At 72.5% G+C, this 18,332-nt stretch carries 19 protein-coding genes and 1 tRNA gene; 6 read left to right on the forward strand and 14 right to left on the reverse strand.

The features are described 5' to 3' along the window. Positions 1-98 precede the first annotated feature (98 nt). Complete coding sequence (locus tag AAD528_RS03080; RefSeq protein ID WP_345750553.1) at positions 99-2,192, forward strand: SpoIIE family protein phosphatase; 2,094 nt, start codon at positions 99-101, stop codon at positions 2,190-2,192. A gap of 7 nt (positions 2,193-2,199) precedes the next feature. Here AAD528_RS03080 and AAD528_RS03085 read toward each other — a convergent pair whose 3' ends face one another. The 7 genes from AAD528_RS03085 to AAD528_RS03115 all read right to left on the reverse strand — a co-directional run bounded on the left by AAD528_RS03085 (position 2,200) and on the right by AAD528_RS03115 (position 6,704). After that, positions 2,200-2,628 (reverse strand): pilus assembly protein TadG-related protein, encoded by a 429-nt coding sequence (locus AAD528_RS03085; RefSeq protein ID WP_345750554.1) that lies wholly within the window; start codon positions 2,626-2,628, stop codon positions 2,200-2,202. Next, on the reverse strand, positions 2,625-3,086 hold the full coding sequence (locus AAD528_RS03090) for a TadE family protein (protein ID WP_345750555.1): 462 nt from the start codon (positions 3,084-3,086) through the stop codon (positions 2,625-2,627). Before AAD528_RS03090 ends, AAD528_RS03085 begins: the two co-directional genes overlap by 4 nt. Continuing rightward, on the reverse strand, positions 3,061-3,447 hold the full coding sequence (locus tag AAD528_RS03095) for a TadE/TadG family type IV pilus assembly protein (protein ID WP_345750556.1): 387 nt from the start codon (positions 3,445-3,447) through the stop codon (positions 3,061-3,063). Before AAD528_RS03095 ends, AAD528_RS03090 begins: the two co-directional genes overlap by 26 nt. Before the next feature lie 17 nt (positions 3,448-3,464). Further along, positions 3,465-3,671: a hypothetical protein gene (locus AAD528_RS03100; RefSeq protein WP_345750557.1), complete on the reverse strand. Its 207-nt coding sequence runs from the start codon at positions 3,669-3,671 to the stop codon at positions 3,465-3,467. Positions 3,672-3,733: 62 nt separating this feature from the next. Then, entirely contained in the window at positions 3,734-4,678 is a 945-nt protein-coding gene (locus tag AAD528_RS03105; RefSeq protein ID WP_345750558.1) for a type II secretion system F family protein, read from the reverse strand. Continuing rightward, positions 4,675-5,535, reverse strand: coding sequence for a type II secretion system F family protein (locus AAD528_RS03110; RefSeq protein WP_345750753.1), 861 nt, complete (start codon positions 5,533-5,535; stop codon positions 4,675-4,677). The genes AAD528_RS03105 and AAD528_RS03110 overlap by 4 nt, the downstream gene beginning before the upstream one ends. Then, a complete protein-coding gene (locus tag AAD528_RS03115) occupies positions 5,532-6,704 on the reverse strand; it encodes a TadA family conjugal transfer-associated ATPase (RefSeq protein WP_345750559.1) in 1,173 nt (390 codons plus the stop codon). The genes AAD528_RS03110 and AAD528_RS03115 overlap by 4 nt, the downstream gene beginning before the upstream one ends. Before the next feature lie 126 nt (positions 6,705-6,830). Here AAD528_RS03115 and AAD528_RS03120 point away from each other — a divergent pair. Both AAD528_RS03120 and AAD528_RS03125 read left to right on the forward strand, forming a co-directional pair. Beyond that, positions 6,831-6,912, forward strand: a tRNA-Leu gene (locus AAD528_RS03120). A 56-nt stretch (positions 6,913-6,968) separates the two neighbouring features. Continuing rightward, the gene (locus AAD528_RS03125; RefSeq protein WP_345750560.1) at positions 6,969-7,712 is read left to right on the forward strand and encodes a DedA family protein; all 744 of its coding nucleotides are present in this window, start codon (positions 6,969-6,971) and stop codon (positions 7,710-7,712) included. A 6-nt stretch (positions 7,713-7,718) separates the two neighbouring features. Here the strand turns inward: AAD528_RS03125 and ku are convergent, their stop codons facing one another. Then, positions 7,719-8,591, reverse strand: a complete 873-nt coding sequence (gene ku, locus AAD528_RS03130; RefSeq protein ID WP_345750561.1) for a non-homologous end joining protein Ku — start codon at positions 8,589-8,591, stop codon at positions 7,719-7,721. A gap of 78 nt (positions 8,592-8,669) precedes the next feature. On the opposite strand from ku, the gene AAD528_RS03135 reads away from it, so the two are divergent. After that, on the forward strand, positions 8,670-11,078 hold the full coding sequence (locus tag AAD528_RS03135; protein WP_345750562.1) for an ATP-dependent DNA ligase: 2,409 nt from the start codon (positions 8,670-8,672) through the stop codon (positions 11,076-11,078). Positions 11,079-11,158: 80 nt separating this feature from the next. Here AAD528_RS03135 and AAD528_RS03140 read toward each other — a convergent pair whose 3' ends face one another. Further along, positions 11,159-12,070 carry a cation diffusion facilitator family transporter gene (locus tag AAD528_RS03140; RefSeq protein ID WP_345750563.1) on the reverse strand — a complete coding sequence of 304 codons (912 nt, stop codon included), beginning with the start codon at positions 12,068-12,070 and terminating at the stop codon, positions 11,159-11,161. A gap of 137 nt (positions 12,071-12,207) precedes the next feature. Here AAD528_RS03140 and AAD528_RS03145 point away from each other — a divergent pair, with 137 nt between their 5' ends. After that, complete coding sequence (locus AAD528_RS03145) at positions 12,208-12,834, forward strand: LysE family transporter (protein ID WP_345750564.1); 627 nt, start codon at positions 12,208-12,210, stop codon at positions 12,832-12,834. 10 nt (positions 12,835-12,844) lie between these two features. Here the strand turns inward: AAD528_RS03145 and rdgB are convergent, their stop codons facing one another. Genes rdgB through murI form a run of 3 tightly spaced genes read right to left on the reverse strand, consistent with a single transcriptional unit; the run spans position 12,845 to position 15,089 of the window. Next, positions 12,845-13,453, reverse strand: a complete 609-nt coding sequence (gene rdgB, locus AAD528_RS03150; protein WP_345750565.1) for an RdgB/HAM1 family non-canonical purine NTP pyrophosphatase — start codon at positions 13,451-13,453, stop codon at positions 12,845-12,847. A gap of 3 nt (positions 13,454-13,456) precedes the next feature. Next, positions 13,457-14,200, reverse strand: coding sequence for a ribonuclease PH (rph, locus tag AAD528_RS03155; protein ID WP_345750566.1), 744 nt, complete (start codon positions 14,198-14,200; stop codon positions 13,457-13,459). A 55-nt stretch (positions 14,201-14,255) separates the two neighbouring features. Further along, complete coding sequence (gene murI / locus AAD528_RS03160) at positions 14,256-15,089, reverse strand: glutamate racemase (protein WP_345750567.1); 834 nt, start codon at positions 15,087-15,089, stop codon at positions 14,256-14,258. A 73-nt stretch (positions 15,090-15,162) separates the two neighbouring features. Between murI and AAD528_RS03165 the strand changes: the two genes are divergently transcribed. Continuing rightward, a complete protein-coding gene (locus AAD528_RS03165; RefSeq protein WP_345750568.1) occupies positions 15,163-16,494 on the forward strand; it encodes a nicotinate phosphoribosyltransferase in 1,332 nt (443 codons plus the stop codon). Here the strand turns inward: AAD528_RS03165 and AAD528_RS03170 are convergent, their stop codons facing one another. Then, entirely contained in the window at positions 16,495-16,761 is a 267-nt protein-coding gene (locus tag AAD528_RS03170) for a DUF3039 domain-containing protein (RefSeq protein ID WP_055991854.1), read from the reverse strand. Positions 16,762-16,791: 30 nt separating this feature from the next. Then, entirely contained in the window at positions 16,792-18,327 is a 1,536-nt protein-coding gene (locus tag AAD528_RS03175) for a hypothetical protein (RefSeq protein WP_345750569.1), read from the reverse strand. Positions 18,328-18,332 lie beyond the last annotated feature (5 nt).

Below are 18,332 nucleotides of genomic sequence, written 5' to 3' on the forward strand. Positions count from 1 at the left end.
GGGCCTATATAGGACATCCGCGTCGTCCGCCACCCCTGCGGATCCTGCGCCCAGCAGCAGGTACTCTCGGCTGGGACGGCCTGCATACCGCGAACGACATGCGACAGCGCGACCTGACGGAGGTGGACGTGGCAGACGGTCCGGCGACCCACGGCAGGGTGACGCCTTCCCGGCGGCTCGAGTCCGGGGACGCGATGCAGATCGCGGTCTACACCGTCGTCTACGCGATCGCCGCCTTCCTCGGCCGCCTGACGGTCCTGCCGGACACCGGCATCAGCATGACGTGGCCCGCGGCCGGCGTGTCCGTCGTCTGGGTCCTCGCCCGCGCCGGCCGCCCGTGGGCGTTCCTCGACCACACGCTGATCGGCGTGCTCACCGCGCTGTCCGTGCTGGTGACGGGCGGCAACGGGATCACCGCGGCCGCCGCAGGCGCCGCGGCGGCGGTGCAGTCGCTCGTGTGCGCGGCCGTCATCCGCTGGCTCTGCCCCGAGGTGTGGCGCAACCGGGGGGGCCGGCTCCAGGGGCGCCGAGAGCTGTGGTCGTTCATCGCGGCCGCCGCCGCGGGTCCCGCGGTCTCGGCTCCGCTGCTGGAGACCGAGTCGCTCCTGCTCGGTCGCGACTGGGGCTGGGACATCCTGCTGCTGTGGTGCGCACGCAACATCGTCAGCATCCTGGTGATCGCCCCGCTCGGTTTCACGATCATGGAGTGGGTCCGTCGCCGCGTGGCGCGTGAGCCGCTGCGACGGTTCTCCGCGGTCGGCTGGTCGGTGCGCGCGCATCCGATCGAGTGGTTCGTCCTGCTGCTGCTCTGCCCCGCCATCTACTGGTACTGGTTCACCGAGCTCGACCACCTGAACGTCGTGTTCCCGCTGCTGGCCCTCGCCTGCTGGTCCGGGGCCCGGCTCCCGACCGGCATCGTCACGCTGCAGGGCGCACTCGTCACGACGGTCATCATCGCGACCACGATCGACGGCACCGGCCCCTTCGACGACGTCGGCCTGCCGTCGTTCCAGATCGCGACCGCGCACGTCTACATCGCGCTGATGGTCGTGATCGGGCTCGCGCTGGCGGCCGAGCGAGACGAGCGCGAGGCGCTCGTGACGGCGGTGTCGAGGTCCCGCCGCGACGCGGAGGCGCAGGCGAAGCTGCTCGAGACGATCATCGACAGCATGTCCGAGGGCGTGCGGGTCGTCGATCCCGAGGGCAACACGATCCTGCGCAACCACTCGGCACGGCGCCTGCTGCTGGGGGCCGCCGCGGATGCCCCGGGCGCCGACGGGGTCGACGACATGATGTGGGTGCGCGAGCTCGACGGCGGGCCGCTGCCGGATCTGCGCGTGCTGTTCGACTCCATCCCGGAGTCCGGCCCGGACCAGCGCGACTTCCTGGTGTATCCGGGAGGCACCGACGACGAGCGGATCGTCACGTTCACGGCCGCGCGGCTGCCCGCCCCCGCGGAGGGCGCGGTGCTCGTGATGCGCGACGTCACCGCAGGCCGTCGGGAGCTGCGGCGAGCCGCCCAGGTGCAGGAGGGTCTCCTCCCGACGGAGCTCCCGGATCTGCCCGGCTACGACCTGGCGGCGCGCTTCGTGCCCGCGGGGAGCGTCGGCGGCGACTTCTACGACTGGCACACGGTGCAGGACGGAATCGTGCTGACACTCGCCGACGTCATGGGCAAGGGCATGGGCGCCGCGATCCTCGCCGCGACCACGCGCTCGCTTCTGGGCGCCCACGGCCCCGATGCCGACGTCGTGCAGCCGCTGGTCGAAGCGGAGCGCAGCATCGCGCGGGACCTGGACAACGCGGGCGCATTCGTCACACTGTTCCGCTCCTTCGTGCACACGCCGACCGGCGCCGTCACCTACATCGACGCGGGCCATGGCCTGGCCGCCGTGCTGACCCGCGACGGCAGCGCGCGTCGTCTCCCCGCCAACGGGCTGCCGCTGGGCATCGTGCCCGACGAGGAGCGGACCTACGCCACCGAGCAGATCCGTCCGGGTGAGACCCTGCTGGTGGTCAGCGACGGCGTCCTCGACGCAGTGGGCGGCTCGCTCGAGGACCTCGCCGACGTGTGGTCGGAGCTGCCGCGCGGCGGATCCGCGGCCGAGGTCGTGGAGGCCGTGGTCGCGCGAGCGGTCGAAGGCGCTCCCGAGGACGACCTCACAGTGCTCGCCCTGCACCGGCACGCCTGACGGCCGATCAGTCGAGCGCGTTCCGGCTCGTCGCGCTCGCCCGCAGCGAGACGCCGTCGGGAACGAACGGCGCGAGCACCGGAGGGTGCCAGGCAGCCGCCACGGTCACGCGCACCGAGACGAGGTCATCCGATGCGGCCGCGACGAGCTGCGGATCGCCGGGAGCCGCCTCGACGATCGCCTGCGCCTGGACGCGCAGCCGCTCCTCGTCGAGCCGAGCGCGGGGTTCGTCGCCCTCGATCGTCAGGCTGAAGCCGTCGGATGCGGCGAGCGCGGCCGCATCGGCGAGCGCGTCGAGCCGCTTCTGCGCCAGATACAGGGAGGTGGCGTCGACGCATACGAGGATCACCGCGATGGCGAGCACGGCGTATCCGAGCACGAGCGGCAGAATGCTGCCCTCGTCGTCGACGTCGACTGCCGACAGGTCGCGCCTCATCGGGCCTGCCAGTATCGCGACACCTTGTGCACCGCGACCGCCTGCACCGGCACGCTGGTCATCCGGTCGAGGCCGAGCAGCGGCGGCATGAGCGGCAGCGGCACGCGGGCGGTGACCGTCACCTGGATCGTGGCGCCCGGCTCCGGGCACGACGCCGCCGCGGGCACGCACGTCACGTCGGCGTCGAACGCCTCGATCCCGTACTGCCGCGTCACCGAGGCGAGCACTGCATCCGGATCGCCCTGTCCCCCGGCGATCGTGCGCGCGGCGAACCGGGCTCCGGCCTCGACGCCCAGGGACTGCGCCTGGATCTGCCCGAGCGCGAGCACGAGATACGCGAGGGGGACGAGCATCAGCACCCCGACCGAGAGGAACTCCAGCGCCGCGGAACCCGCGTCGTCGCCGACCGCGGTCCGCACCCGGGTCGGCGCGTCACGGAAGCGACTCGAGCGGGGCACTGGCGCTCACCTCCATCGCCGCCGGCACGCCGGCGAGTCCGACGATCGGCAGCACGGTGCGGACGGTCACCGTGACCGAGGAGGCTCCCCCGGTCGTCGTGTACGCCGCCGTGATGTCGTCGGCGTACTCCGCGCCCACGGCCCGCTGGATCACCGTGCGCGTCCGCGTCACTCCCTCCGCCCGGCCGGAGTCGGCGAGCGCCGCGTGGTGCGCGCCCTCCACCGCGGCGTCGTGGACCACGTTCCGGACGTACACCGCGAGCCCCAGCTGCAGGACGCCGAGGGTCAGGAGGGTCAGCAGCCCGCCGACGAGCACGAACTCCGCCGGACTCGAGCCGCGCTCGTCATCCGGGAGCCGCATGGCCGCGGGCCGCACGGTCAGGCCAGGCCGCCGGTGACCCGGTCGATCGCCTGCTGGAACAGGCCCTCGAGCGCGGGTCCCGCCAGCGCCCAGATCAGGACGACCAGGCCCGCGGTCATCAGCGTGATCAGCACCCAGCCGGGAACGTCGCCGCGTTCCTCGTCCGTCAGGTCGCCCCATGCGGTGCGGGCGCGCTGTGTCAGCGCCTCGGTCAGTCGTTCCATGTCTCGGTCCTCTCTCGGTGGTCTGTGTCTGTGTCGTCCGGCCGCTCTGCCCGTCTGGTCCGTCAGCCGATCCCGAGGCGCAGCATGAACACGCCGGGGAAGACCGCGAACAGCACGCTCAGCGGCAGGAGTCCGAACACGAGCGGCAGGAGCATCAGGATCTCCTTGCGCCCGGCCGTCTCGATCAGCGCGCGCTTGGCGTCCTCCCGGGCGTCGGTCGCCTGCGCCTGCAGGGCCTGCGCGAGCGGCGCGCCGCGATCCAGTGCGGCGACCGTGTGCTCGACGGCGCGCGCGAGCGCGGGCACCTGCAGGCGGCGCGACATCGCCGTGAGCGCGTCCGGCAGGCTCGATCCTGTCCCGACGTCGAGCACCACCACGCGCAGCTCGGCCGTCAGCTCTCCGGAGCCCACGGATCCGACCCGGCGCAGGCTGTCGAGGATGCCCTCCCCGGCGGCGAGGCAGAGCGCGAGGAACTCCAGCACGGTCGGCAGCTCGTCGGCGATGCGGGCCGTGCGGGCCTTCGCCTGCCCGGTGAGCAGCACGTCGCACACCACGACCGCGCCGACGCCGGCCGCGACCGGCAGCAGCAGCGCCGGGCCGGTGAAGGCTCCGGCGAGCGCGAGCACCACCACGGCGAGCGCCCCCACGACGAGCCCGGCCACACCCCAAGCGAGCTGGCGGGCGCGGAAGGCCGCCGGATCCTGGTCCCTCCCCGCCTGCGCGAGCCGCAGCGCGAGGGAGTCGGGCGCGCCGACGACGCGCACCACCCACGTCGCGACGCGCTCCAGCGCCGACGACCACCCCAGGGCGCCGGCGGCCCCGGCCCGTCCGATGAGCTCCCACGCGGTGGTGCCGGCGGGATCGGTGACCTCGCGGATGTACGGCGCGATGCGGCGCGACACCGATGGCGCGCCGATCCGGGGGACGAGCACGAGCAGCAGGCAGATGCCGCCGCCCAGCCCGCCGCCGAGCAGCACCGCGAGCGCCGCGTCGGTCGCCCACGTCACGCGAACCACCTCCGCGGCTCGGGGAGACGGCCGATCCGGATCATGACGCGATACGCGACCAGGGACACCGCCGCGCCGACGATGACGAGCAGCATCCCCTCGGGACTCGAGTACGCCTCGGCGCCCTCGGGGCGCAGCGCGAGCAGGGCGAGGATCGCCCACGGCGCGACGACGCCGAGCACCGCGGCGCCCTTGGTCCAGGACTGGCGCGACTCGACCTCCGCACGCAGCGCGGCATCCGCGCGCACCGAGGCCGACAGCGCGCGCAGCACCGGCACCAGCTCGGTGCCGCCCACCTGTCGCGCCATCCGCATGGTCTCCACGATCCGATCCGCCATGGGGTCGGCCAGCGCGGTCTTCAGACGGTCGGCGCTCGAATCGAAGTGCCCCGACGCGGTCATGTCGCGGTCGAAGCGCGCGAAGGCCGCGCGCAGGGCCGGCGGCGCCGAGACCGACAGGCTCGCGATCGCATCGGGCAGCGACATGCCCGCGCGCACCGAGGCGATCAGGAGGTCGCACACGTCGGGCCACAGCGCCCGTCGGGCCCGGATCAGCCGCGACCGCCGCGCGCGCAGCCACACGACGGGCGCGGCGGCGCCCGCGATGAGGCCCAGCAGCGCGAGCGTGCCGACGCCCGTCCCGAGCCACGCGACCGCGGCGCACACCAGCGCGCACACGGCGCCGGCGAGCAGCACGACCCGCTCGGACACGTGCGAGAGCCCCGCTCCGGCGAGCAGCCGCGTGAGCGCCCCCTCGCGCCTCGGCCGCACGCGCTTGGTCGTGCGAGCCGGCCACAGCCACGGGGACAGGATCAGCACCAGCCCGCCGCCGAGCATCGCGCCCCACAGCACCGTCATGCGGTCCACCCCGCTCCCGGCGCCCGGTACACCGATCGCACCTCGGGCAGCTCTCCCGCGATCCGGCCGGTCGGCTCGATGATCTCGGCGACGCGGCGGAAGCCGTCGTCCGTGCGCTCGCAGTGCACCACGAGGTCGACGCTCGTCGCCACGGCGTGCAGCACGAAGCCGCGGTCGATGTTCCGCCCGGCCAGCAGCGGCAGGGCCGCGAGGCGGCCCAGCGCGTCGACGGCGGAGTTCGCGTGGATCGTGGCGGCGCCCGGCACGCCCGTGTTCAGCGCCAGCAGCAGATCCAGCGCCTCGGCGTCGCGCACCTCTCCGACGACCAGCCGGTCGGGCCGCATGCGCAGCGCCTCCTTGACCAGGCGCCGCAGCGTGATCTCGCCCGTGCCCTCGAGGCTCGGCTGGCGGCCCTGCATCGCGACGAGGTCGGCGGCGTCGACGCCGAGCTCGAACGTCTCCTCCACGGTGACGATCCGGTGCCCGGCGGGGCTCGCGCCGACCAGGGCGCCGAGCAGCGTCGTCTTGCCCGCGTGCGTCGCGCCGCTCACGAGCACGCTGCGCCCGTCGCGCATCGCGGCGCGCAGCAGATCGGCGGCTCCCGGCGTCAGCGACCCCAGCGCCACCAGGCGGTCGAGCGATCGATAGCCCGCCACGAACTTCCGGATGTTGACGGCCCAGTGCCGGCGCGCGATCCCGCCGATCACGACGTGCAGGCGGGAGCCGTCCGGAAGCGACGCGTCCACGAACGGCTGGCTGAGGTCCACACGGCGTCCCGTGGAGTGCAGCATCCGCTCCACGAGATCCCTCACGGTCGTGTCCGTCAGCTGCACCGGCACGCGCTCGGACACCCCGCCGCGGGCCACGAACACCTTGTCCGGGGCGTTGATCCACAGCTCCTCGATCTCGGGGTCGTCGAGGTAAGGCTGAAGCGGCCCGTATCCGGTGACGGCGGCCAACACCTCGCGCACCCGGGCCGCCTCGTCGTCGATCGGGGCGGCGCCGCGCGCGAGCGCCACATCGTTGTGGCGACGCACCTCGGCCTGCGCCAGGCGGGCCACAGCGTCGGGCTCGGCCGTGGGATCGGTGCGGTCGGCCCGCAGCCGCTCGCGCACCCGATCGACGAGGGAGGTCGTCGGGAGCCCCCGATCCGGATAAAGCTGCGTCACCCGGTCATGATGACAAGCGCAGCGGGGCGGCCAGGGAAGTTATCCACAACTGGGAGAACCCGCGGACATGGGAGGGTCATCCGTCGCCGGGAACGTCCGCACGAATAAGTAGACTGATCGCACTTCGCGGGAGTGGTGGAATCGGCAGACACGCAGGATTTAGGTTCCTGTGCCTCACGGCGTGTGGGTTCGAGTCCCACCTTCCGCACCCTCCTCCGCAGTGACCTCCCCCCGCAGCAGCAGTAATCGAAGACAGGATCACCGGTGCGACCCCTCGCCCTCCTCCCCTGGCTGGATCCTCAGGCCATCATCGACGCGGCCGGGCCCTGGGCCCTGCTCGTGGTCTGCCTCATCGTCTTCTCGGAGACGGGCCTGCTCGTCGGATTCCTGCTGCCGGGCGACACGCTGCTGATCATCTCGGGCCTGCTCACCCACACCAACGACGTCTTCCACATGAACATCTGGGTCGTGAGCGGCCTGATCGCCCTGGCGGCATTCATCGGCGGAGAGGCCGGTTATCTGATCGGCCACAAGGGCGGCCCCGCGGTGTTCGAACGACGAGAATCGGGCCTGTTCAGCACCAAGAACGTGGAGCGCACGAATGCGTTCTTCGAGCGGTTCGGCGGCATCACGATCGTGCTCGCGCGATTCGTGCCCGTCGTGCGCACGTTCGCGCCCGTCGCGGCGGGCGTCGGCCACATGCCGTGGAAGAAGTACTCGCTCTACAACCTCATCGGCGCGCTGCTGTGGGGCTTCGGCCTCACGATGGTGGGCTACGTGATCGCGTACATCCCCTTCGTACGCGACCTCGTCACCGAGTACATCGACGTGATCCTGATCGTCGCGGTCGCCGGCACCGCGATCATCACGCTGTGGCACTACCTCGCCGAGCGCCGCAAGGCGCACCGCGTCTCGCCGCCGCCCGTCGAGGAGCTCGTGCTCGAACCCGAGGTGTTCGAGCGCGGCGCCGATGTCGACGGCGACGGCAAGCCCGACATCCGGTTCTGACCCGGATCAGGACGCCTTCTTCGTCGACCGCTTCCGCTTCGGCTTCTCGGGCTCTGCCTCCGGCTCCGCCTCGCCGGCGTCGTCGCTCTTGCCGCGCGACGCGCGGGAGCGCTCGACGCTCGCGCGCAGGGCGGCCATCAGGTCGATGACCTCGCCGCCCTCCTCCTCCTGCTCGCCGAAGGTCGCATCCGTGTCGATCGCGTCGCCCTTCTCAAGCTTGGCCGCGATGAGCGTCTTGAGCTCCTTCTGGTACTCGTCCACGAACTCGTCCGGATCGAAGTCGCTCGAGAAGCTCTCCACGAGGCTGGCCGACAGCTCCAGCTCCTTGCCGGAGATCCGCACCGACTCGTTCAGGGACGGGAAGGACGCCTCGCGCACCTCGTCGGCCCACAGCAGCGTCTGCAGCATGAGCACGTCGCCGCGCACGCGCAGCGCCGCGAGCCGCGTCTTCTGGCGCAGCGAGAACCGCACGATCGCCGTGCGGTCGGTCTGCTCGAGCGTCCGGCGCAGCAGCACGTACGCCTTGGGCGAGGCCGAGTCCGGCTCGAGGAAATACGACTTGTCGTACGTGATCGGATCGACCTGGTCGCTCGGGACGAACTCCACCACGTCGATCTCGCGGCTGCGCTCCGAGGGCAGCGACTTCAGGTCCTCGTCCGTCAGCACGACGGTGCGGTCGCCGTCGTCGTAGGCGCGGTCGATGTCCGAGTACGCCACGATCTCGCCGCACACCTCGCAGCGGCGCTGGTACCGGATCCGACCGCCGTCCGCGTTGTGCACCTGGTGCAGGCTGACGTCGTGATCCTCGGTCGCGGCGTACACCTTGACGGGGACGTTCACGAGCCCGAACGTCAGCGCGCCCTTCCAGATCGATCTCATGACAACAGTGAACACCTGTCACACCCGTCACGGCCAGGGGCTTGATTCCGGGGCCGACCGGCTGAATACGCTGAGCACATGGCAGGCGAGCAGATGGTGCGGATCGGCGACCGTCGACTGCGCATCACGAACCTCGACAAGGTGCTGTACCCCGAGACCGGCACGACCAAGGGCGAGGTGATCGACTACGTCACGCGCATCGCGCCCGTCCTGCTCCCCCACGTGGCGGGCCGCCCGGTGACCCGCAAGCGCTGGGTCGAGGGCGTCGGCACCGCACGGGATCCTCTCCCGTCCTTCTTCGCGAAGGATCTCGAGCGCGGCGCGCCCGACTGGATCCGGCGCCAGGAGATCCGGCACTCCACCGGGCCGAAGGCGTATCCGCTGGTCGAGGACGTCGCCGCGCTCGCCTACCTGGCGCAGGTCGCGAGCCTCGAGCTGCACGTGCCGCAGTGGCGGTTCGCGCCGGACGGATCTCCCGGCAATCCCGATCGCCTCGTGCTGGACCTGGATCCGGGTCCCGGCGTGGGCCTCGCGCAGTGCGCGGAGGTGGCGCGCCGGGCGCGGGCGATCCTGACGGACATGGGGCTCGATCCGCTGCCCGTCACGAGCGGCAGCAAGGGCATCCACCTCTACGCGCGCCTGCCCGGCTCGCAGACCAGCGCCCAGGTCTCGGCGGTCGCGAAGGCGCTCGCGCAGGCGCTCGAGGCCGATCAACCGGATCTCGTGGTCAGCTCGATGAGCAAGTCGGTGCGCCCGGGCCGCGTGCTGGTGGACTGGAGCCAGAACAACGGCAAGAAGACCACGATCGCGCCGTACTCGCTGCGCGGCCGGGAGCGGCCCTGGGTGGCCGCGCCCCGCACGTGGGACGAGCTCGACGACCCGGACCTGCGGCACCTGCTGTTCGACGAGGTGCTGGAGCGCGTCGAGCGGATCGGCGACCCCCTCGCCCCGGTCGATGCGCCGGATCCGGATGCCGCGCTCGCGCCGTACGTCGCCAAGCGCGACGCGGCGAAGACGCCCGAGCCGATGGGCGGATCCGTCACGCCCGCGGCGAGCGGGGAGGCGCGTTTCGTGATCCAGCGGCACGAGGCGCGGCGCCTGCACTACGACCTGCGGCTCGAGCGCGACGGGGTGCTCGCGAGCTGGGCCGTGCCGAAGGGCGTGCCCGAGACCACGGGGAGGAACCATCTCGCGGTGCAGACCGAGGATCATCCGCTCGCGTATGCGACGTTCGAGGGCGACATCCCCCGGGGCGAATACGGCGCCGGCCACATGGACATCTGGGACACCGGCACGTACGCCCTCGAGAAGTGGCGCGCGGACGAGGTCATCTTCACGCTGCACGGCCGCCGGGAGCCGGTGCGCCTCGCCCTGTTGCGCACGAGCGGCGAGGGCGAGAAGTCGCAGTGGCTGCTGCACCGCATGAAGGATCAGCACGAGGCCGTCGGGTCTCCGGTCGTCGGGTCTCCGGTCGTCGGTAGGAGCGGATCTCCGACCGTCGTCCCGGAGCCGAAGCCCGCACCGACCGCCGTCCCCGAGCCCATGCTCGCCACCAACGGCACCCCCGCGCTCGCCCGCGCGATGGGCGCCGGATCCTGGGCGGAGATGAAGTGGGACGGCGTGCGCGCGCTCGGCGTGTGGTCCGGCGGAGAGCTGCGCCTGTTCGCGCGCCGCGGCACCGACATCACCGCCCGCTACCCCGAGTTCACGCGGCGGGGCGCGGCGACGTTCGCGGCCGCGGACGCGATCGTCGACGGCGAGATCGTCGCCCTCGACGAGCGCGGGCGCCCGAGCTTCTCGCTGCTGCAGAACCGGATGCACCTGACGAAGTCGGCCGAGATCGCGGCCGAGTCGCGCCGCACACCCGCGCGGCTGTACCTCTTCGACGTCCTGGCCGCCGACGGCGAGGACCTCACGGGCCGCCCGCTCGCGGAGCGCCGCGAGGTCCTCGAGCGCATCGCGGCGAGCGCGGGCGCGGCGATCGACGTCCCGCCCGTGTTCGACGACCTGGATGCGGCCCTCGCGATCGCGCGCGAGCACGACCTCGAGGGGGTGATGGCGAAGGATCCGGATGCGCGCTACCGCGCGGGCCGATCCGAGCGCTGGCTGAAGCTCAAGCTCACGCGCACGCAGGAGGTCGTGATCGCGGGCATCCGCCCGGGCAAGGGCGGGCGATCCGGATCCATCGGCTCGCTCCTGCTCGGCATCCCGGATGAGGAGGGCATCCGCTACGTGGGCCGCGTGGGCACGGGCTTCAGCGAGCGCGCGCTGGGTCGGCTGTCGCAGCAGCTGGAGCCGCTGCGCGTCGAGGAGTCTCCGTTGCACGGCGTCCCGCCCCTGGACGCGCGGGATGCGCTGTGGGTGTGCCCCGAGCTGGTGGGCGAGGTCGAGTTCTCGGAGTGGACGCCCGGCGGCAGCATGCGCCACCCTCGCTGGCGCGGCCTGCGCCCCGACAAGGCCCCCGGGGACGTGGTCCGCGAGTCGTGAGACAGCATCGCCCCGCCGAGACTGCGGTGTAGCTGTGCAGTCTCGGCGGGGGTATGCAGTCTCGGCCCGGCGATGCAAGGTCAGTGGTGCGCGGCGTCGCGATCCTCGTGGCCCACGGTCTCGAGCTGGAAGGTCGAGTGGGCGACGTCGAAGTGCTCCGCCAGGCAGCCCTGCAGCGAGGTCAGCAGCGCCGCGGATCCGCCCCGCTCGAGCACGTCGTGCTCGACCACCACGTGCGCCGTGAACACCGGAGCGCCGCGGGTCAGCTGCCACACGTGCACGTCGTGGACATCGCGCACGCCCGGGGCGCCCCGCAGGTGCTCCCGGATCTCCGTGACGCGCGTCCCCTGCGGCGCCGACTCGGACAGCACCGAGAACACCTCGCGCAGCAGGCCGATCGCGCGGGGCACGATGAACGCGGCGATCAGGAGGGACGCGATCGCGTCGGCGAGCGTCCATCCGGTGACCAGGATCACGACGGCCGCCACGATGACCGCGACCGATCCGAGCATGTCGCCCAGCACCTCGAGATACGCGCCGCGCACGTTCATGCTGTGCTTCTGCGCGTGGCGCAGCAGCCAGGCCGCCACCATGTTCGCGGCGAGCCCGACCGCGGCCACGGCGAGCATCCAGCCGCCGGACACCTCGGTGCCGGCGGGCGACGCGATCCGCGTGATCGCCTCGATCCCGATCCACACGCACAGCCCCAGCAGCACGAGGCCGTTCACGAGGGCACCCAGCACCTCCGCGCGCTGGTACCCGTAGGTGCGCCGGTCGTCCGCGGGCCGCGCGGCCACGACGCTCGCGATCAGCGCGACCACGAGCGCGGCGCCGTCCATCAGCATGTGCGCGGCATCCGCGAGGAGAGCGAGCGATCCGGTCAGGATCGCGCCGACCACCTGAACGACGAGCACCGTGCCGGTCAGCGCGAGCGACACGGCGAGCAGGCGACGGCTGTCGCCCTCCCGGATCCCGTGCGCGTGGTCGTGCATGCCCTCAGGCTACGCGCGGGAAAGCCCCGGTCCGGCCGCCTTCACGAACTCGGGAATGAGTCCGGTTCTCACTTCGATCGATGCGCGGCACCGTCCGCCTGCGCGGCAGCGGCGCCCCTCGCTCGTACAATCGAGCCGTGACCCTCTCGCTCTGGCTGGCCCTCGTCGGCGCCGGAGTCGTCATCTCCCTGACGCCCGGTGCGGGTGCCGTCAACACCATGGCGAACTCGATCGCGTCCGGCTGGCGCCGCTCGCTGTGGGGCATTCTCGGTCAGCAGGTGGCCCTCGTCGCGCACATCGCGATCATCGCCGCGGGCCTGGGCGTGCTGGTCGCGAGCTCGCCGATCGTGTTCGAGGTCATCCGCTACGTCGGCGCCGCCTACCTGATCTACCTCGGAGTGCGGCAGTTCCTCGCGCGCCCGACGGAGGGGACCGAGGACGGCTCCGCGGTGATGGTGCGCGAGAGCGCCTGGTCCATGTTCCGGCGCGGGCTGCTGGTGAACCTCACGAACCCCAAGGCGATCGTGTTCTTCCTCGCGTTCGTGCCGCAGTTCATCCGTCCGGATCAGCCGCTGCTGACGCAGTACGCGGTGCTGTCGGCGACCGTCGTCGTGATCGACATCGTCGTGATGTGGTTCTTCTTCGCGACCGCCGCGCGCGGGATCGCCCGACTCACCCGCAGCGAGAAGGGCCAGAAGGCCCTCGGTCGCGTGTTCGGATCGCTGTTCGTCGGCGTCGGCGTCCTGCTCGCCGCCGTGCACTGACCCGCGGCACCTAGAGGGTCGCGAGTAGGGGCTCCAGCGCGACGAACGCGCGGGCCCGGTGCGAGACGGCGTTCTTCTCGTCGGCGGTCCACTCCGCCACGGTGCGCCCCCCGCCGTCGCGATCCGCGCCGTCCCGCTCCGCGGGGACGAAGACGGGGTCGTAGCCGAAGCCGCCCTCGCCGCGCGGCGCATCGGCGAGGCGGCCGGGCCAGAGGCCCTCCACCGTGTGCTCGGCGCCCGCGGGGGTCACGAGCGCGATGGTCGAGTTGTAGTGCGCGCCCCGATGCGGATCGCGGACATCCGACAGCTGGTCCAGCAGCAGCGCGAGGTTCGCGCGGTCGTCCTTCGCGTGCCCGGCCCAGTAGGCCGAGAACACGCCGGGCGATCCGCCGAGCACGTCCACGCAGATCCCCGAGTCGTCGGCGAGCGCGGGAAGGCCCGTGTGCGCCGCCGCGGCGCGCGCCTTGATCAGCGCGTTCTCGGCGAACGTCGTGCCGTCCTCGACCGGCTCCGGACCGTCGTACGAGACGACCTCGAGATCCGGGCGCACGCGGGCCACGATCGCCTGGAACTCCGCGACCTTGTGGGCGTTGTGGGTCGCAAGGACGATCTGCGGCACGGGTCAGGCTCCCGCGGCGGGCTCGTCGAGCGCGGCGAGCTGGTGCACGCGCAGCTCGGCGGCGCCGGCGACCGCGAGCTCGAGCAGGGCGTCGAGCTCGGCCTTGTCGAACGGCGCGCCCTCGGCGGTGCCCTGGACCTCGACGAACTTGCCGCCGCCCGTCACGACGACGTTCATGTCCGTCTCCGCACGCACGTCCTCGACGTACGGCAGGTCGAGCATCGGCACGCCGTCGATGATCCCCACCGACACGGCGGCGACGGAGTCGCGCAGCACCTGCGCCTTCTGGCCGATGAACTTCTTCCCGCGGCCCCACTCGATCGCGTCGGCCAGCGCCACGTAGGCGCCCGTGATGGCCGCCGTGCGCGTGCCGCCGTCCGCCTGCAGCACGTCGCAGTCGATCACGATGGTGTTCTCGCCGAGCGCCTTGGTGTCGACCACGGCGCGCAGCGCCCGGCCGATCAGGCGCGAGATCTCATGCGTGCGTCCACCGATGCGGCCCTTCACGCTCTCGCGGTCGTTGCGGTCGTTCGTGGCGCGCGGCAGCATCGCGTACTCCGCCGTGATCCAGCCCTTGCCCTTGCCCGAGAGCCAGCGCGGCACGCCGTTCGTGAACGACGCCGTGCACAGCACCTTCGTGCCGCCGAAGCTGATCAGCGCCGAGCCCTCGGCCTGGCTGCTCCACCCGCGCTCGATCGTGATGGGGCGGAGCTGGTCGGGCGTGCGGCCGTCGGCGCGAGTCGTCATCGGGTCTCTTTCCTGTCGGAGCGGGTCGGATCGGATCCGCTCGGATCGAAGCGGGTCAGGATCGCGCGTCCAGCGCGGTCAGGTCGATCGCGCCCGTGCGGACGAGGCGCACGTCGCGCACCTCGCGGCCGAGCAGGCGGTTGGCGAGCGCGATGAAGTCGGCGGTCGCCGCCCCCGTCGCCTCGTACTCGTGGCGCGGCGTCGCCTGGGGGCCGGCGAGCAGGTCGCGGCTGACGAGCTGGCGGTAGACGTCCTTGGCGGTCTCGGAGTCGCTCGAGACGAGCGAGACATCCGGGCCCATGACGTAGCTGATCGCGCCCTTGAGGAACGGATAGTGCGTGCAGCCCAGCACGAGGGTGTCGACGCCGGCGTGACGCAGGGGCGCGAGGTAGTCCTCAGCGGCGGCGAGCACCTCCGCCGAGTCGGTGTCGCCCGCCTCGACGAACTCCACGAACCGCGGGCACGCCGCGGTCGACACCTGGATGCCCGGGTTGACCTCGAGCATGTCCTGGTACGCGCCGGATCCGATCGTCCCGACGGTGCCGATCACGCCGATCCGGCCGTTGCGGGTCGTCGACATCGCGGTGCGCACCGCGGGGCCGATGACCTCGACCACCGGCACCGAGTAGCGCTCGCGCGCGTCGCGCAGCATCGCGGCCGACGCCGTATTGCACGCGATCACGAGCATCTTCACGCCCTGGTCCATGAGCGTGTCGAGCACCTCGAGCGAGTAGCGCCGCACGTCGGCGATGGGCTTCGGCCCGTAGGGCGAGTGCGCGGTGTCGCCGATGTAGAGAAGCGACTCGCGCGGCAGCTGATCGCCGATCGCCCGCGCCACCGTCAGCCCGCCGACTCCGGAGTCGAAGATCCCGATCGGCGCGTCGTTCATGATGACCCAGCGTACCCGCGGCGTCCGCGCCAGGCCGCGAACCACCGGTCCTGCGTCGAGCTAGGGTTTGGATATGAGCGCCTCGACGGCCCTGTTGACCGACCGCTACGAGCTCACCATGCTCGACGCCGCGCTGCGCGACGGCACCGCCCAGCGGCACTGCGTGTTCGAGCTGTTCGCCCGGCGCCTGTCCGGCGGACGCCGCTTCGGCGTGGTGGGAGGCACCGGGCGTCTGCTCGCGCTGCTGCGCGACTTCCGCTTCGCCGAGGACGAGCTGCGCTACCTGCGCGACGAGAAGATGGTCAGCGCCGAGGCGGTCGCATACCTCGAGGACTACCGCTTCGGCGGATCCATGACCGGCTACCGCGAGGGCGAGCTGTACTTCCCCGGCTCGCCGATCCTGACGGTCGAGGGCCGCTTCGCCGACGCCGTGATCCTCGAGACCCTCGCCCTGAGCGTGCTCAACCACGACTCCGCCGTGGCGACGGCCGCGACGCGCATGAGCATCGCGGCGGGCGACCGTCCGCTGGCGGAGATGGGATCGCGGCGCGCGGGCGAGTCGTCGGCCGTCGCCGCCGCGCGCATGGCGTACATCGCGGGCTTCGGCGCGACCAGCAACCTCGAGGCCGGGCGCCGCTGGGACATCCCGACCATGGGCACCGCCGCGCACGCCTGGACTCTGCTGCACGACAGCGAGGAGGACGCCTTCCGCGCGCAGATCGAGGCGCTGGGCACCGACACGACCCTGCTCGTGGACACCTACGACATCGCGCGGGGCGTGGAGACGGCCGTCCGCGTCGCCGGCACCGGCCTCGGCGGCGTGCGGATCGACTCGGGCGACCTGCCGACCGTCGCGGCGTCGGTGCGCGAGCAGCTGGACGAGCTGGGCGCGACGGGCACCCGGATCACGGTGACAAGCGACCTCGACGAGTACGCGATCGCCGCACTGGCGGCCTCTCCGGTCGACGCGTACGGCGTCGGCACGTCGGTCGTCACCGGATCCGGCCACCCCACGGCGGGCATGGTCTACAAGCTCGTCGCGCGGCAGGGCTCCGACGGCGGCTGGGTCTCGGTCTCCAAGACCGCGGAGGGCAAGGGATCTCAGGGCGGACGCAAGAGCGCGTTCCGCACGCTCGAGAACGGCGTCGCCACGCAGGAGCTCATCGAGGTCGCCGACGGATTCGAGCAGCTCCCCGAGCCGTCCGAGTACCCGGATGCGCGTCACCTGCAGGTGCCGCTCGTGATCGACGGCGAGCCGGTCGCGGAGCACGAGGGCTCCGCGGGAGTGAGGGCCGCGCGCGCGCACCACCTGCGCGTCCGCGAGGAGCTGCCGATCCGCGCCCTCGCGCTCAGCCGCTCCGATCCGGCGATCCCGACCGTCTACATCGACGCCGGGGACAGCTGACTACGAGTTCAGCGACTCGTAGATCTCCTTGCACGTCGGGCAGACCGGGAACTTCTCCGGGTCGCGCCCCGGCGTCCACTTCTTGCCGCACAGGGCGCGCACGGGCTTGCCGGTGAGCGCCGACTCGAGGATCTTCTCCTTCTTCACGTAGTGCGAGAAGCGCTCGTGATCGCCCGGCTCGATGTTCTCCTCTTCGAGGAGCTTCTCGAGCTCGCGGTCGAGAAGGGCCGTGCCGCCGTCGCCAGGGGTGTCGAGGGGGGTGCTCATAGCGCCCGAGTCTACGCCGCGACCGGGGCCTCAGGTCGTGCCGGCGAACGCCATGATCCGCTCGCCGCGGCGCTCGAAGATCCAGGATCCGAGCACCACGCCGACCAGCAGGACGCCCAGTCCGACGCCGATCCCGGTCCACATCGTGGCCATGGCGCGCTCGACGTCCTCCGTGACCGTGAGCCAGCCGAGCCACAGCGCCGGCGCGCTGAGCATGATGGTGCCGAGCATCACCATCGCCTGCGCCGCGACGCCGGTCGAGTCCGCCCGCTGCGGCTGCTGGAACGGGCTATCGCCCGGGCGCGAGACCGCGTAGGGCGCGATGACCGAGGCGACGCTCGACAGGCCCAGGCCCGTCAGGAACAGGCTCGCGGCGACGCCGGAGATCGCGGGCAGCACGGCCCACCGCCCGTACAGCGCGGTGGCGATCGGGATCGCGATCGCGAGCACCGGGAGCGCGATGACCAGCACGGGCACGAGCCGCCCGAGCCGGTCGGACACGCCACGCACCCCCGCCGCGATGTGCATCCACACGGCGCTGGAGTCGTAGGCGACGTCGTTGTGCGGCAGCCACCCGAAGAACAGCGCGATGATCGGCACGGGCACCAGCGCCACGATGGGCTCCGGCACGCCCGCGACCAGCAGCGGCACGGTCGGCAGGAGGCCCGCGACCGGGATGATCGCGAAGTTCACGATGTACCGGCTGTCGCGCAGCCAGTACACGAGCCCGCGCGCCGCGATGACGCCCGCCGGCGTCCCTGGGACCAGGGCGAACCAGCCGAGACCGCCCCGTCCGGTCGCGGCCGCCGGGTTGTCGACCGTGGTGAGCGCGCGCTCGACGGCGAGGAGCCATCCGGCGGCGGCCAGGGCGAGCGTCGCGCTCGCGACGAGCGTGGACAGCCACGCCGCCGCGCCGTCGTCGAGCGCGAGCGCGCCGGGCACGGCCGCGGCCGCGCCGATCGGCGTGCGACCGAGCACCTCGGCCGCCGTGGCCAGAGCGCTCGGCACGCGCCCCTCCCATTCGAGGGACGACAGGAACACGATCACGGGGACGAGGACGACGACGATGCCGAGCACGAAGAGCCCCGAGAGCTCGCGCGTGCGCCGCGGACGCAGCACGGCCGAGCCGAACGCGGTGCTCAGCCGCGCGAGCATCACGCACGTCGCGATGTGCAGGATCGCCGTGAGCGCGCTCACGAGACCGGGCACGCCGTGGGCCGCCCACACGACGGCCGCGCACACGTCGAACGCCAGCACGGCGAGCACCGGCACGCTGAGGAACCCAGCCCCGGCGAGCAGCCACGCGAGGGGCTGCGACTCGAGCCCCAGCACGGCGAAGCGCCGCGGATCGAGCGGGTCGACGGCTCCGGCGACGATCGGCGCGGCCGCGAACGAGAGCGCGACCGCGGAACCTGCGAGCACGAGCAGGGCGAAGGCGACGGGCGCGGGCGCGTCCACGAGCGTCAGGGTGCCCGCGCACACCGCCACGACGACGGCGGCGAGCACGAGCAGGCCGAGGCCGCGCGAGACGATCTGCGGTGCGGTCCCCCGGAGGGAGCCCGCCATCAGGG

Origin of the sequence: Microbacterium rhizophilum (assembly GCF_039605615.1) — a bacterium.
GTDB lineage: Bacteria > Actinomycetota > Actinomycetes > Actinomycetales > Microbacteriaceae > Microbacterium > Microbacterium rhizophilus.

Excerpts from the sequence above, each read along its gene's own strand:
- murI (WP_345750567.1), bottom strand. The coding sequence starts at position 15,089 with ATGAACGACGCGCCGATCGGGATCTTCGACTCCGGAGTCGGCGGGCTG.
- AAD528_RS03095 (WP_345750556.1), bottom strand. The coding sequence starts at position 3,447 with ATGCGGCTCCCGGATGACGAGCGCGGCTCGAGTCCGGCGGAGTTCGTG.
- ku (WP_345750561.1), bottom strand. The coding sequence starts at position 8,591 with ATGAGATCGATCTGGAAGGGCGCGCTGACGTTCGGGCTCGTGAACGTC.
- AAD528_RS03165 (WP_345750568.1), top strand. The coding sequence starts at position 15,163 with ATGAGCGCCTCGACGGCCCTGTTGACCGACCGCTACGAGCTCACCATG.
- AAD528_RS03110 (WP_345750753.1), bottom strand. The coding sequence starts at position 5,535 with ATGACGGTGCTGTGGGGCGCGATGCTCGGCGGCGGGCTGGTGCTGATC.
- AAD528_RS03140 (WP_345750563.1), bottom strand. The coding sequence starts at position 12,070 with ATGCACGACCACGCGCACGGGATCCGGGAGGGCGACAGCCGTCGCCTG.
- AAD528_RS03175 (WP_345750569.1), bottom strand. The coding sequence starts at position 18,327 with ATGGCGGGCTCCCTCCGGGGGACCGCACCGCAGATCGTCTCGCGCGGC.
- AAD528_RS03080 (WP_345750553.1), top strand. The coding sequence starts at position 99 with ATGCGACAGCGCGACCTGACGGAGGTGGACGTGGCAGACGGTCCGGCG.
- AAD528_RS03135 (WP_345750562.1), top strand. The coding sequence starts at position 8,670 with ATGGCAGGCGAGCAGATGGTGCGGATCGGCGACCGTCGACTGCGCATC.
- AAD528_RS03100 (WP_345750557.1), bottom strand. The coding sequence starts at position 3,671 with ATGGAACGACTGACCGAGGCGCTGACACAGCGCGCCCGCACCGCATGG.
- rph (WP_345750566.1), bottom strand. The coding sequence starts at position 14,200 with ATGACGACTCGCGCCGACGGCCGCACGCCCGACCAGCTCCGCCCCATC.
- AAD528_RS03170 (WP_055991854.1), bottom strand. The coding sequence starts at position 16,761 with ATGAGCACCCCCCTCGACACCCCTGGCGACGGCGGCACGGCCCTTCTC.
- AAD528_RS03085 (WP_345750554.1), bottom strand. The coding sequence starts at position 2,628 with ATGAGGCGCGACCTGTCGGCAGTCGACGTCGACGACGAGGGCAGCATT.